This is a genomic window from Pseudoclavibacter sp. Z016 (assembly GCF_002931215.1).
GTDB lineage: Bacteria > Actinomycetota > Actinomycetes > Actinomycetales > Microbacteriaceae > Pseudoclavibacter.
This window is the reverse complement of sequence record NZ_PSTU01000002.1, coordinates 39,308-52,755: the sequence shown is the minus strand read 5'-3', so window position 1 is coordinate 52,755 and position 13,448 is coordinate 39,308. Positions and strand designations below refer to the sequence as shown.

The 13,448-nt window shown below is 68.4% G+C and carries 12 protein-coding genes; 11 read left to right on the top strand and 1 reads right to left on the bottom strand.

The features are described 5' to 3' along the window. Window positions 1-10 precede the first annotated feature (10 nt). The 9 genes from C5B99_RS00405 (at window position 11) to C5B99_RS00365 (ending at window position 9,220) form a co-directional block, all read left to right on the top strand. Window positions 11-697, top strand: coding sequence for a GntR family transcriptional regulator (locus tag C5B99_RS00405; protein WP_104239952.1), 687 nt, complete (start codon window positions 11-13; stop codon window positions 695-697). A 567-nt stretch (window positions 698-1,264) separates the two neighbouring features. Then, window positions 1,265-1,615 (top strand): hypothetical protein, encoded by a 351-nt coding sequence (locus tag C5B99_RS00400; RefSeq protein WP_104239802.1) that lies wholly within the window; start codon window positions 1,265-1,267, stop codon window positions 1,613-1,615. 89 nt (window positions 1,616-1,704) lie between these two features. Continuing rightward, window positions 1,705-2,484 (top strand): hypothetical protein, encoded by a 780-nt coding sequence (locus tag C5B99_RS00395; protein WP_104239801.1) that lies wholly within the window; start codon window positions 1,705-1,707, stop codon window positions 2,482-2,484. A 64-nt stretch (window positions 2,485-2,548) separates the two neighbouring features. Continuing rightward, window positions 2,549-3,538, top strand: a complete 990-nt coding sequence (locus C5B99_RS00390) for a fumarylacetoacetate hydrolase family protein (RefSeq protein ID WP_258062980.1) — start codon at window positions 2,549-2,551, stop codon at window positions 3,536-3,538. Next, window positions 3,535-4,611 (top strand): cyclase family protein, encoded by a 1,077-nt coding sequence (locus C5B99_RS00385; RefSeq protein WP_104239799.1) that lies wholly within the window; start codon window positions 3,535-3,537, stop codon window positions 4,609-4,611. The genes C5B99_RS00390 and C5B99_RS00385 overlap by 4 nt, the downstream gene beginning before the upstream one ends. Before the next feature lie 88 nt (window positions 4,612-4,699). Beyond that, window positions 4,700-5,833, top strand: coding sequence for an FAD-dependent oxidoreductase (locus C5B99_RS00380; RefSeq protein ID WP_104239798.1), 1,134 nt, complete (start codon window positions 4,700-4,702; stop codon window positions 5,831-5,833). Continuing rightward, entirely contained in the window at window positions 5,830-6,891 is a 1,062-nt protein-coding gene (locus C5B99_RS00375; protein WP_104239797.1) for an amidohydrolase family protein, read from the top strand. The genes C5B99_RS00380 and C5B99_RS00375 overlap by 4 nt, the downstream gene beginning before the upstream one ends. Beyond that, window positions 6,888-7,910 carry a fumarylacetoacetate hydrolase family protein gene (locus C5B99_RS00370; RefSeq protein ID WP_258062979.1) on the top strand — a complete coding sequence of 341 codons (1,023 nt, stop codon included), beginning with the start codon at window positions 6,888-6,890 and terminating at the stop codon, window positions 7,908-7,910. Before C5B99_RS00375 ends, C5B99_RS00370 begins: the two co-directional genes overlap by 4 nt. A 113-nt stretch (window positions 7,911-8,023) precedes the next feature. Next, a complete protein-coding gene (locus tag C5B99_RS00365; protein WP_104239951.1) occupies window positions 8,024-9,220 on the top strand; it encodes an acetyl-CoA C-acetyltransferase in 1,197 nt (398 codons plus the stop codon). 777 nt (window positions 9,221-9,997) lie between these two features. Here the strand turns inward: C5B99_RS00365 and C5B99_RS00360 are convergent. Beyond that, entirely contained in the window at window positions 9,998-10,936 is a 939-nt protein-coding gene (locus C5B99_RS00360; RefSeq protein ID WP_104239795.1) for a LysR family transcriptional regulator, read from the bottom strand. A 192-nt stretch (window positions 10,937-11,128) separates the two neighbouring features. On the opposite strand from C5B99_RS00360, the gene C5B99_RS00355 reads away from it, so the two are divergent. Both C5B99_RS00355 and C5B99_RS00350 read left to right on the top strand, forming a co-directional pair. Further along, a complete protein-coding gene (locus tag C5B99_RS00355; RefSeq protein WP_104239794.1) occupies window positions 11,129-12,421 on the top strand; it encodes an ABC transporter substrate-binding protein in 1,293 nt (430 codons plus the stop codon). A 51-nt stretch (window positions 12,422-12,472) separates the two neighbouring features. Then, complete coding sequence (locus C5B99_RS00350; RefSeq protein WP_104239793.1) at window positions 12,473-13,447, top strand: carbohydrate ABC transporter permease; 975 nt, start codon at window positions 12,473-12,475, stop codon at window positions 13,445-13,447. The last annotated feature ends 1 nt before the right edge of the window (window position 13,448 follow it).

Below are 13,448 nucleotides of genomic sequence, written 5' to 3'. Positions count from 1 at the left end.
GTTCGTGGCGATGACGAGTCCGAACGTGACGGAGGAGCCCTCGGGGGCCTCGGTCTCTCATGGCGAGCGGGTGTACGAGTGGGTGCGCGATCGCATCATCGACGGCCGATTCCCCACGGGCAGTCGGGTGCGTGAGCGCGAGGTCGCCGAGGCCCTCGGCGTCTCGCGCATCCCGATCCGAGAGGCGCTGCCCAGGCTCGAGGCCGAGGGGTACATTCGCACGCTGCCGCGTCGCGGTGCCGTGGTGGCCCCCATGGAGCTCGCCGACGTGATCGAGCTGTTCGACGTCCGCGCGTCCCTCGAGGTGCTCGCCGCGCGCCTCGCCGCCGCACGATGCGCCGACGGGGAGTCGGGGGAGGGGCTCATGGTGGCCCTTGCAGCCGCAGACGCTGCCGTCGACTCCTCGGATGAGTCGAGGATCGCCGACGCCACCTCTGACTTCCACGATGCCGTCGTCGCGCTCGCGGGCAGTCGTCTCCTTCGGGACCTGCTCCTCCCCGTGCAGGGGCGAGTCAAGCGGCTCTTCCACATCGCCAGCGAACGCGACGACGACGACGTCCACCGTGAGCATCGCGACCTCTGCGACGCGATCGTGCGCGGCCAAGTCGAACGAGCGGCCGCGCTCGCGCTCGCACACGTCGAGCGCAGTCGGGCGGAGACCCTGCCGCTGCTCGCCGCGCCGGTCCTGCCTGCCTAGCGGGCTCGAGGCTCGAGCTTCGGGCACCTGCTCGGTTGCCAGGCGTCAGCGGACGTGCGCGTCCGAGTGCGAGGCGTCTGGTGACGAGGTGGTGCACGATTCCGTGCGGGCTCGTCCCCCTACCCTCTACCCACCAATCGCACGTGAAATAAGTCAGAATCTCTCGAAATAGGGGATATAGGACTTGCGTGAGTTCGGCTGCGGCTGTGCCAGACGTGTTCCTCAATTGAGTCGGGAGGTTTCTGAGGTGATTTTGTCTGCTAAGTTGCTCTTCGCTGCGTTCCGCGGCGGCGACGAAATTAGGGAGAATGTTGCATTGGAATACGGCTTTCACCCCTCGCGGATTCCTGTCGCGACGGGTCGGAGGTGCCCTCGTCTCGGCTCTTGTTCCCGAGGTGCCCACAAGTCGTGTAGCGGACGTGGCTTCAGTCGTGGGCTGCCTCGGCGAGCGTGGTCACGGCCGGGCTCGTGGCGTTTCCGTCGCCTACATCCATTCTGAAGCCTCGTTGCCAGTTCGGGTCCAATTCACGAGGTTCGAGTCGAAGCTTTCAGAAAGGAATCTCAAGGGTGATCGATTTTCTCTCGAGTAATGCCGCCGCCTACATCGGCGTACTCCTTGCCGCCGTTGGGCTTGGTCTGATGGTGAATGTAGAAGAACGACTCTCGACAGTCGGTTTCATTGCTGCCAATATCTCGTTCGGGTTCCTCTACGACAATTTGGGTCTTGATGTGCCGTTGGTGATTCCGATTCTGGTGACCGTGAGCGTGCTCGTCGGTTCCATCCGGAATATTTGGGGATATAGGGACAGCCCCCTGCTGGCCGGGGAGTCTCCGGCTCGAAAGATCCTCATCTCAATCGGGCATCCGGCACGTGTTCGTGCGGCGGCGCTTGATCGACGAGCGCAGGCTGATGTCTAAGGTCACAGATTGACGAGTCGTCGAATCCTGTTTCGAAGTTCAACGCGAGACGGCGTTCGGGGCGGATTCCCGAGCTAGCGTGGATCGGTATGGCTGACATGAGCGCGTCCGCAGGGCTGGCGACTGGCGGCAGGTTCCGTGCGCGTGGGTGGCTCGTGGTCGACCCGGTGCGCGCAGCGTCGTATCTGACTCCGTTTCGTCCATCGGAGGTGTTCGTCTGGGATGAGCGTCTCCTGCCGCTCCGGCTCGACGAGGCGGCGAGGGTCGGGCTGTCCCTCTTTGAGGGGAGTGTGGAAGTAGAGGGCTCTTGGGACGGAGAAGCCCTGCTGGTTTCCCGCTGGAATAAGAACGCTGCCGTCGATCCGGCCGTGGCCTCCCTCCGAGTCCTTGCACAGCGGGTCCGGGAGGCTTACGTGCCCACACACACGGAGCATCCAGACTTCGAGGCATTCGCCGCCACGTTGGGGAAGCATCCGTCTGTGCTCGCCATGACTCACATAGCCCTGGCCGAGCACGGTCGGGTCTACGTCCTCTCCTCACCCGAGCCGGAGCGAGTCGAGGCGCTTGTGGCGCAGGGGCCGGCGGGCCCCGTCGTCGTCTTCCCCAGTCGGTGGAATGAGGCGCAGCTCGAAGACGCGCGAGCCCTCGTCGACTCGGTGCCGGATGATCATCTTCTGAAGATCGGGGAGGGAACGACCGACCGAGGCGAACGCTACGCACACGCTCTGGTGACCCAGCTGCCAGACGGTTTCGCATCCGCCAGAGCCCTGTTGCCGGAGGGGATCGTCGACGTTCGCCCCTGGATCGAGAGCGTGAGCTGCCCCATCACCAGCCCTGATGCCCTGGATAACGGATCCCCGCTTGGCTGATGGCGCCGGACACGGTTGACTTATGTCACGAACGCACCGAAGCGTCGTGAATTGGAGACCAACCGTGACATCGTCGTCCGAAGGCCTGACCGCCGACTTCGCTCTTGCCCGCTTCAGTGTGGGGGAGGGGAAGCCGCAGCTCGGACTCGTCGCGGCTGGCCGCATCCGCCCGCTGAGCAGCGAGGAGCTCGGCGCAGACTCCCTCAACGACTTCCTCGCTGAAGCGCCCGCCTCGTGGGACCGCCTCGCGCAGCTCGCAGCAGCACGCGATGGCGCCGACTGGCTCGCCCTCGACGACGTCACTCTCGAAGCGCCCGTCGAGCCACGCCAGGTGCTGCAGACGGGCGCCAACTACCGCACGCACGTCATCGACCTCGTCGCTGCCGGCCGGGCGAAGAACGACCCGCGCCCCATCGAGGAGCTGCGCGAGTGGGCGGCCGAGATGATGGATGCACGCGCCAGGGACGGCGAGCCGTACTTCTTCATCGGCCTCCCCACGGCCGTCGCCGGTGTCGACGCCGAGCTCGAGCTGCCCGGCTACAGCGACCAGCACGACTGGGAGCTGGAGCTCGCCGTGGTCATCGGCAAGCGTGCACACCGCGTCTCCCGCGAAAATGCCCTCGGCCACGTCGCCGGGTACACGATCGTCAACGACATCTCGACGCGCGACCTCATCTTCCGGAAGGACATGAAGGAGATCGGCACGGATTGGTACCGAGGCAAGAACGCGCCGGGCTTCCTCCCGACGGGACCCTTCCTCGTGCCAGCGCAGTTCGTGACCGACCCGCACTCGCTCACGCTGAAGCTCACGCTCAACGGCGACACCATGCAGGACGCCGTCAGCGACGACCTCCTCTTCGACATCCCCGCGCTCATCTCGGCCGCATCCGAGACCATGCCGCTCCTCCCCGGAGACCTGCTCCTCACCGGCAGCCCGGCCGGCAACGGCATCGTGCACGGCCGCCTCCTCCGTGATGGCGACGTCATGGTGAGCGTCATCGAGGGTCTCGGGACGCAGACGACGCGGGTGCGCGCAGAAGCGGTCTCCTCGTGACCTCCCTCACCGACACCGCCGACAACACGGACACCGGCGACACCAGGGGCACCGCCAACGCTGGGGGAGCCCCTGAAGTCACGGGAGCTCCAACCGCGAACCCTGCCGAGCTCGACCGCACCGACCCCACCACCGAAGTCGCACGCGCGGCGCAGGCCTACCGCAACTGGGGCCGTTGGGGCGACGACGACCGCATCGGCACGCTCAACTTCATCGACGACGCCAAGCGCGCCGAAGCGGCGAAGCTCGTGCGCGCGGGCCGCAGCTTCTCGCTCTCGCAGCCCTTCGACATGAACGGCCCTCAGATGGGGTGGCGGCGCCGTACGAACCCCGTGCACACGATGCTCGACACGGGCACGGATGCGCAGCTCGCGAACCAGGGGTTCCCGCACGGTCTCGGCGGGGCCGACGACGTCATCGCCATGCCGCTGCAGTGCTCGACCCAGTGGGACGGCCTCGGCCACATCTTCGACCACGGCTACGCGTGGAACGGCCGCCGCTCGGGCGAGGTCGTGACGAGCGAGGGCGACCTCGTGACGGGCATCGAGCACACCGCGGCCGAGATCGTGAGCCGCGGCGTGCTCCTCGACCTCGGCAGGCACCTACGTGACAGCGGGGAGCTCGAGGACGGCTACGCGATCACGACCGCTGACCTCGAAGCGTGCATCCACGCGCAGGGCGCCACGGCGGCGGTCGGCCGCGGCGACATCGTGCTCGTGCGCACGGGCCGCTACGCCCGCGCGCAACGCGAAGGCTGGAACGGCTACGCCGGCGGGCCGAGCGCCGGGCTGTCGTTCACGACGGCCGGCTGGCTGCACCGCTCCGAGATCGCGGCCATCGCAACCGACACGTGGGGCTTCGAGGTGCGCCCCAACGAGTTCGACGAGGCCTTCCAGCCCCTCCACCAGGTGGTCATCCCCAACATGGGACTCACCATCGGCGAGATGTGGGACCTCGAAGCCCTCGCATCCGCGTGCCAGGCCGACGGCGTCTACGAGTTCCTGCTCGTCGCACCGCCGCTGCCCATCACGGGGGCCGTCGGCTCGCCCGTCAACCCGATCGCCATCCGCTGAGCACCCACTCGTCCACCTCAGAGGCAGCCCCGCCGCCGCTGACCCAGACACCTTCATCGTCAACGCAGACGCAGAAAGCAGGACCATCATGAGTGCAGTTTCCAAGGTCGCCATCGTCGGAGGCGGAGTCGCGGGCATGGTCTCCGCGATCATCCTCGCCGACGGCGGCGTCGAGGTCGACGTGTACGAGGCGAAGTCCGAGATCACGGCCCTCGGCTCCGGCATCACCCTGCAGGGCAACGCCCTGCGCGTCTTCGACCAGGTCGGCGTCTGGGAACGCATCCAGGAGCAGTCCTACTCGTTCGACGACGTCAGCATGCGCGCCCCCGACCCGGCCGGCACGGTCATCGCGAGTCTCACCGAGACCCGCACGGGCGGCCCCGAGTACCCCGCGACGGCCGGCATGTACCGCCCGGACCTGGCCAAGATCCTCGCCGAGCGCGCCCATGAAGTCGGTGCGCGCATCCACTACGGCACCACGGTCACGGGCCTCGAGCAGGACGCCGACGGCGTGACCCTCACGACGGATGCAGGCGACACGTCGCGCGTCGACCTCGTCATCGGCGCCGACGGCCTCAACTCGCCGACCCGATCGCTCGTCGGCATCGAGACGAAGCCCGAGCGCACCGGCATGGGCATCTGGCGCGCCTTCGTGGCCCGCCCCGCCGAGGTCACCCACACCGACCTCTACTACGGCGGCCGCTGCTTCATCGCCGGCTACTGCCCGACCGGCGAGAACAGCATCTACGCGTACCTCGTCGAGAAGGCCCAGGACCGCAGTGGCCTCACGCCCGCCGAGAGCGTCGAGATCATGCGCGACCTCGCCGGCAGCTACGGCGGACCGTGGCAGGAGATCCGGGACTCGCTCACCGAGTCGGCCCGCGTGCACTACACGCTCTTCACCTCGCACGTCGTGCCGGACGCATGGAACCGCGGCCGCGTCGTCGTCATCGGCGACGCCGCCCACAGCTGCCCTCCCACGATCGCGCAGGGCGCGGCCCAGGCCGCCGAGGACGGGCTCGTGCTCGCGACGATGCTGCTCGAGCGCGAGCAGCTCGACCAGCCGTTCTGGGACGACTTCCACGCCCGCCGCCTCCCTCGCGCGGCCCACGTCGTCGAGGCGTCCACGACCCTCGGCCAGTGGCAGCTCGACGGCAAACGCGACGGCAACGTGCCCGCCCTCATGGGCGGCGTCGCGCAGCTCGTGGCGGTGCCGGCATGACCGCCGCGAGCGTTCCCGGCCGTGCTTCCGGCGCTGCCGGCCAGATCGTCGACGTGCACGCGCACCTCCTCCTCCCCGCGCTCCAGGGCGCCGTTCAGGGACGCGACCCGGAGGGCTTCGCCGCCGCCGGCGAGCTCGAAGCCAAGCGCAACGGGCCAGAGAGCCTCGCCGCCTCCGGCGCCATGATCAAGTCGCGCTTCCCGAAGCTCATCTCGCTCGAAGAGCGCCTCGCGGTCATGGATGTGCAGGGCGTGGACATGCAGCTCGTGTCCCCCTCGCCGAGCCACTACTACCCGTGGGCGGGCGAAGAGCTCGCCGTCTGGGCGGCGAAGGAGGCCAACGCGGCCATCGCCGCGCACGTCGCCGGTGCTCCCGACCGCCTCCGCGGGCTCGGCCTCGTGCCGCTCCAGCATCCGCACCGCCTCGTCGAGCTACTCGAGGATGCCGTGCTCGCCAACGGCCTGGCCGGCGTCGAGCTATCGTCGTTCGCGGGCGATGTCGAGCTGAGCGACGCGCGCCTCGACGACTTCTGGCGCCGCGCCGAGGAGCTCGAGGCCATCGTGTTCCTGCACCCGTTCGGGTGCAGCCTCGACGAGCGCCTCGACCGCTTCTACCTCTCCAACACCGTGGGCCAGCCCGCCGAGAACGCGGCCGCGATCTCGCACCTCATCTTCGGTGGCGTGCTCGATCGCTTCCCGAACCTCGTGCTCATCGCGGCCCACGGCGGCGGCTACCTGCCGACGTTCATCGGCCGCTCCGACCACGCCTGGGAGGTGCGGCCCGAAGCGCGCACGTGCCTGCGCGCGCCGTCCACGTACCTGCGGCAGCTGAGCTTCGACTCGCTCGTGCACACGCCCGACGCGCTGCGGAACCTCGTCGCCGCCGTCGGTGCCGACCGGGTGCTCCTCGGCTCCGACTACCCCTTCGACATGGGCGTCGAGAACCCCGTCGAGCGCGTGCATGACGCGGAGCTCGGCGTCGACGACGAGGCGCAGGTCCTATTCGGCAACGCCGCGCGACTGCCTCGCCTGTGGAACTCCGTGGAGGCGGCCCGGTGAGATACGCCAGGTGGATGCACGACGGCAGCGCACACGACGGGGTTGTCGTCGCGCACGAGGGCGGTGACCGGCTGCTCGCCTTCGCCGATGGGCTCACCGTGCTCGGGGCGACCCGGCTCGGGCTCGAGCGCGCCAACGCGGCCGCGACCTCGCTCATCGAGCGGGCCTGGGCGGATGGCTCGCTCGGCCTCGCGCCGTCGGTGTCCGACGTCGAACTGCTCGCGCCCATCGAGGCGCCGAGCGTGCGCGACTTCGTGGCGTTCGAGGAGCACGTCGAAGGCGTCGTGAAGTCCATCGACGGCGACTCGGGAGTCGTCGCCGAGTGGTACGACGCGCCAACCTTCTACTTCACGAACCCGCACTCGCTCGTGGGCAGCGGGGCGAGCATCCGCCCGCCCGTGACCGAGCGGCTCGACTTCGAGCTCGAGGTGGCCGTCATCGTGGGCGCGGTCGACGTCAGCGACGGGGCGAACCTCGACGAGGCCAGCGCCGCCGGGCACGTCTTCGGCTACAGCGTCTTCAACGACTGGTCGGCCAGGGACATCCAGTCGCGCGAGATGAAGGTGCGCCTCGGTCCCTGCAAGGGCAAGGACTTCGCCGCGACGCTCGGCCCGTGGATCGTCACCGCAGACGAGCTCTCGGACGCGCACGACGCCGACGGCTTCCTCGAACTCGAGCTGCAGGTGCTGGTCAACGGCGAGCTGATCGGCAGCGACCTGCTCTCGAACATGGGCTGGTCCTTCCCTCAGCTTCTGGTCTACGCGTCCCGCAATTCACGGGTCGTGCCGGGCGATGTGCTCGGCTCCGGCACCGCCGGCAACGGCGGGTGCCTCGCCGAGCTGTGGGGCCGCGCGGGCTCCCTCACACCGCCCCCGCTCGCCGAGGGCGACGTCGTCGAGCTGCGCGTCGAGCGCATCGGCGAAGTCAGCAATGTCATCGGCGCGGCCGTGGAAGCCGTGCCGGTTCCCCGCGCCCGGGCGGCGTCGCGGGCACGAACGAGAGGACGCGTCAGCGCATGAGCAGCACGAACCGAGACGACGGATTTGACGCAGGCGGCTCGCTCCGGAGCGGTGCGATCGGCGGCGAAGCCGGCGGCTCCGTCGACATCGCGGGCGGTCCTTCCGCTGGTGGAATGGCGAGCGTCCCGAGTCCGAGTGACATCGTCATCGTCGCCGCCGCGCGCACCCCGCAGGGCAAGCTCAATGGGCAGCTCTCGACGCTGACCGCTCCGCAGCTCGGTGCCGCCGCGATCAGCGGCGCGCTCGCGCAGGCCAGCATCGACGCCTCGCAGGTCGACGCCGTCCTCATCGGGCACGTGCTGTCCGCCGGCGTCGGGCAGAACGCTGGACGTCAGGCGGCGCTCGCCGCGGGCATCCCGGCCTCGGCGCACGTCGCTTCCATCAACAAGGTGTGCCTCTCGGGCCTGACGGCAGTCATCGACGCCGCTCGCCTGCTGAAGACGGGCGACGCGCAGCTCGTCGTCGCGGCCGGTATGGAGTCGATGAGCCAGGCGCCGCACCTCCTCGCCGGTTCCCGCAAGGGCTGGGCCTACGGCTCTGTCGAGGCGCTCGACCACATGGCCCACGACGGGCTGACGGATGCGGCCTCCGGCCTGAGCATGGGCTTGCTCACCGAGCAGCACAACACGAGCCTCGGCATCACGCGCGAGGCGCAGGACGCCGTCGCCGCGCGCTCCCATCAGCGTGCCGCCGCGGCCGTGGATGCTGGCCTCTTCGACGCCGAGATCGTCGCCGTCGACGTGCCGGTGCGCCGCGGCGAGCCCGTGCGAGTGACGCGCGATGAGGGCATCCGCCCCTCGACCACTGCTGAGTCGCTTGCCGGGCTCCGCGCGGCCTTCACGGCGGATGGCACCATCACGGCTGGCAACGCCTCACCCATCTCCGACGGTGCTTCGGCGGTTGTGCTCACGAGCCGCGCCTTCGCGGACGCGCACGGCTACGACGTGCTCGCCGTGGTCGGTGCCGCCGGCCAGGTCGCCGGCCCCGACGCGTCGCTGCAGTCGCAGCCGTCCCGCGCCATCGCCCGCGCCTGCGAGAAGCAGGGGATCGCCGCTTCCTCGCTGGATCACATCGAGATCAACGAGGCCTTCGCCGCGGTTGTCGTCCAGTCGCAGGCCGAGCTCGGTGTGTCCGACGAGGTGGTCAACCCGCACGGCGGCGCGATCGCCCTCGGCCACCCGATCGGAGCATCCGGTGCCCGAGTCGTCGTGCACGCCGTGCACGAGCTCTCCCGCCGAGGCGGCGGAACCGCGGCTGTCGCCCTCTGCGGCGGAGGCGGCCAGGGCGACGCCCTCATCCTGACCCGGTAAGCGCTGATCCGCCGATCCGCCGATCCGCCGATCCGCTGATCCGCTGATCCGCTGATCCGCCGATCCGCTGGCGGCAGCCCAACTGACGCTGGTCCGCTGGTCCGCGGCGCACTGATGGGGTGCCCCGTTGCCCCGCGTTTCCGCCGATCCGCTGACTACTCCTGTTTCGGGATGGCTTTGGCGCTTCGGGATGGCTTGCAAGCCATCTGCGTGCGTGGAAGCCATCCCGAAATTGCGGGCGGGTGCTGGCGGAATGGCTGAGCAAGTCTCGGGATGGATTTGGCGCTTCGTGCGGGTGGCCTTCTTGCGCCGAGGTGAGGATCCCATCCCGAGGAGTTTTCGCGCGGTGTTGACGTTGGCGAGCGAATCTCGGGATGGGTTTCGCGCTTGGGGATGGCTTGCAAGTCATCTGCGTGCGTGGAAGCCATCCCGAGACAGGGGGGCGGGTGCTGGCGGAATGGCTGAGCGAATCTCGGGATGGGTTTCGCGCTTCGGGATGGCTTGCAAGCCGTCTGCGTGCGTGGAAGCCATCTCGAGATCGCGGGCGGGTGCTGGCGGAGTGGCTGAGCGATTCTCGGGATGGGTTTGGCGCTTCGTGCGGGTGGCCTTTTGCGCCGAGGTGAGGATCCCATCCCGAGGAGTTTCCGCGCGGTGTTGACGTTGGCGAGCGAATCTCGGGATGGGTTTCGCGCTTGGGGATGGCTTGCAAGCGATCTGCAAGCGTGAAACCCATCCCGAAACCAGTGGATTCGAGGAAGCGCCGCGCCGGCCTGCCGCCTACGCCGCGCCGACCTCCGCCTGCATGGCCTCGCCGGCTTGCGCGAAGAGGCGGCGCATCCACGCGTGCTCTGGGTCGCTGTTGTGGGTGGGGTGCCACCAGAGGGCGGCCGAGATGGGGGTCGCGTCGAAGGGTGGCTCGAGCACGCGGAATCCCTCGCTCGGGATGAGCACGTCGGTGAGCCGCTTCTGCATGAGGGCGAGCCGGTTGGTGCCTTCGACGAAGTGGGGGAGCACGTGGAAGCCCTCGACGACGGCGGCCACGGTCGGCTCGATGCCGAGTTCGCGGATCTGCCTGCTCGCCGAGGTGAACGCCGACCGGGAGAGGTAGTTGAACACCCACGGCAGCTCGGCGATGTTCTCCATCGTGATCTGCTCGCCGACGTGCGGGTTGTCGTCGGTGCAGATGATGCGCCACTCGTCGGTGAAGAGGTCGTTGTATGGGAGGTCGCTGAGGAAGCCGTGGGGGATCATCATTGCGTCGACCGAGCGGAGCTGCGCGATGGCGTCCTCGACGATGGAGGGGTTGTGCATCCGGAACCGGAAGCGCACGCCCGGGGCGGTCTCGGCGGCGAGCTTGGAGACGGCGGCGCCGATGGTCGCGAAGCCGTAGTCGGAGCCGAGCACCGTGAACTCGCGGGTCGACTGCGTCGGGTTCCATTCGGCTTGGCTGTCGAAGACGCGCCTGGCCGAGTCGAGGGCTGTGGCGGTGAGCTCGCTGAGGCGCACGGCGAGGGGCGTCAACTCGTACGTGTTGCCGGTGCGGGCGAGGATTTTGTCGTTGAAGTGCGTGCGAAGACGACCGAGGGATGCGCTGAGCGCGGGTTGGCTGAGGTGCAGTCGCTCTGCCGCTCTGGTGACGCTGCGTTCCGTGAGGAGGGCGTCGAGTGAGACGAGCAGGTTGAGGTCGAGCCTGGAGAGCGGTGTTTCTGTGGTCACGTCGTTGTGCCTCCGGATCGGGGGTGTGGCGCCAGCATATCCGTCTCGGTGATGCGCTCGGCGGGTTCCGGGCCGTGAGTTATGCGGAGCATCGCAACTACTTATGTGTGTTTTGCGCACAAGCCTGCCAGACTGAACCCAGCTCCGGTACGGCCGGAGGATCTTCGACAACGCTGTCAAGAAAGGCAAAAAATGTCTCACTCCCGTAACCAGCGGATGCGCCTCAGCGCAGCACTCGCCCTCCCGGTTGCCGGTGTCCTCGCTCTCTCCGGTTGCGCAAGCGGCGGCGGCGGCGACACCGCAGGCGGCGGCGCCACCGAGTTCTCCCTCACCTACGCAACCTCGAACAACCTCGAGAACCCGTACGAGGCGCTCGCGAACGCGTACATGGAAGCCAACCCCGACGTGACGATCACGCTCAACCCGCAGCCGAACGACCGCTACGGCGAGACGCTGCGCACGCAGCTCCAGGCAGGCAATGCCCCGGACGTCATCCAGACGGCCCCCGGATCGGGCCAGGGCCAGGCGGTCCTCAGCCTCGGCGAGGCGGGCTTCCTCGCACCCCTCGGCGAGACCGCATCCGGTGTCATCCCCGACGGCAGCGAGGCGCTCTACACCTACGAGGACCAGGTGCTCGCGCAGCCCGTCGACTTCACCGTCGCAGGCTTCGTCTACAGCAACTCCTCGGCGGAGGCCGCTGGCGTGACCAGCTACCCCGCCGACACGGCCGAGCTCATCGGCAAGTGCGGCGACCTCACCTCGCAGGGCAAGTCGATGATCGTCATCGCCGGAGCCGCAGGCCCCAACACGGGCATGACCGCCATGTCGATCTCGGCCACCCGCGTCTACGCGGAGACCCCTGACTGGAACGAGCAGCGCGAAGCCGGCGACGTCACCTTCGCCGACTCGCAGGGCTGGAAGGACACGCTCGAGACGATCATCGACCTCAAGGATGCGGGCTGCTTCCAGCCTGGTGCCGAGGGTGCTGGCTTCGACGTCATCACGAACAACATCACGCAGGGCACCTCGCTCGGCGGCTTCCTCCCCGGCTCCTCCGCCAACGAGCTGGCCGAGGCCAACCCGGACCTCGACTTCTCCATCGAGCCCTTCCCGTCCGCTGACGGCGGCAAGCCGTACGTGCTCGCCAGCTCCAACTACTCGCTCTCCATCAACGCGGCGAGCGACAAGCAGGAGGCCGCCCAGGCGTTCCTCGACTGGGTCGCGGGCGATGAGGGCGCGAAGCTCTTCTCCGACGTGTCCGGCGCGCTCCCCGTCTCCGGCATCGAGAACTACGAATTCGAAGGCTCCGCGTACGCCAGCGTCGAGCAGGTCCTCACCGACGGCTCCTACACGCCGCTGCCGAACAGCCTCTGGCCGAACCAGGCCGTCTACGACGAGCTGCAGAAGGGCGTCCAGGGCCTCTTCACCGGTCAGACCACGGTCGACGGCGTCCTCTCGGCAATGGATGCGGCCTGGGACAGCTGACCTTCAAGGTCAGGCACCCACCGCATCCACACGTAGCAAAGGAGCCAGTTCATGACTGCGACACTGCACAGCGACGGCAAGACCGAGTCAGCTGCTGAAGACCAGTCGCCCACGGGGGAGGGTGGCAAGAAAGCCGCCCTCCCCCGCAAGGGGCGTCCCCTTCTCCAATTCGGTCACTGGTGGTGGGTGCTGCCCGGCCTCGTGCTCGTGGCGTTCATCCACTACGCCGCGACGGCCGCCGGAGGCTTCTTCGCGTTCACGAACTGGTCTGGCATCGGCTCGTTCACGTTCGTCGGGTTCGACAACTTCGCCGATATCTTCGCCGACCCGAGCAAGATCGGCGCCGTCGGCAACACGCTGTTCCTCGCGTTCGGCTCGGTCATCCTCACCAACATCGCCGGCCTCATCCTGGCCCTCGCACTCAACCGCGGGCTCAAGACGCGCTACATCCTCCGCACCCTGTTCTTCATGCCGGTGGTGCTCAGCCCGCTCGCGGTCGCCTACATCTGGAAGTTCATCTTCGAGTTCAACGGCCCGCTCAACGCGTTCCTCGGGATGCTCGGCTTCGCCGAATACCAGAAGGCCTGGCTGGCAGACCCGCAGTGGTCGATCTGGGCGGTCCTCATCGTCATCGTCTGGCAGAACACGGGCTTCACGATGGTCATCTACATCGCCGGCCTCGCCAGTGTGCCCGTCGAGATCGAAGAGGCCGCCGCCATCGACGGCGCCAGCATGCTCCAGCGCTTCTGGTACATCACGCTCCCCTCGATCCGCTCGGCCGTCGCCATCGCGACGACGCTCGGACTCGTCAACGGGCTGCGCATCTTCGACCAGGTCATGGCCCTCACGGGCGGAGGGCCGGCAGGCGCCACGGAGACGCTCGCGACGGAGGTCTACAAGCAGACCTTCTCGCTCGGCAACTTCGGCTACGGAGCGGCGCTCGCGCTCATCCTCACCGTCATCATCCTCATCTTCGCCGTCCTCCAGCAGAAGCTCACGGCCGAACGCCCCGAGAAGGGACGCTGAC

Coding starts and splice junctions, on each gene's coding strand:
- C5B99_RS00395 (WP_104239801.1), top strand. CDS start 1,705: ATGGCTGACATGAGCGCGTCCGCAGGGCTGGCGACTGGCGGCAGGTTC.
- C5B99_RS00380 (WP_104239798.1), top strand. CDS start 4,700: ATGAGTGCAGTTTCCAAGGTCGCCATCGTCGGAGGCGGAGTCGCGGGC.
- C5B99_RS00350 (WP_104239793.1), top strand. CDS start 12,473: ATGACTGCGACACTGCACAGCGACGGCAAGACCGAGTCAGCTGCTGAA.
- C5B99_RS00365 (WP_104239951.1), top strand. CDS start 8,024: ATGGCGAGCGTCCCGAGTCCGAGTGACATCGTCATCGTCGCCGCCGCG.
- C5B99_RS00355 (WP_104239794.1), top strand. CDS start 11,129: ATGTCTCACTCCCGTAACCAGCGGATGCGCCTCAGCGCAGCACTCGCC.
- C5B99_RS00405 (WP_104239952.1), top strand. CDS start 11: ATGACGAGTCCGAACGTGACGGAGGAGCCCTCGGGGGCCTCGGTCTCT.
- C5B99_RS00375 (WP_104239797.1), top strand. CDS start 5,830: ATGACCGCCGCGAGCGTTCCCGGCCGTGCTTCCGGCGCTGCCGGCCAG.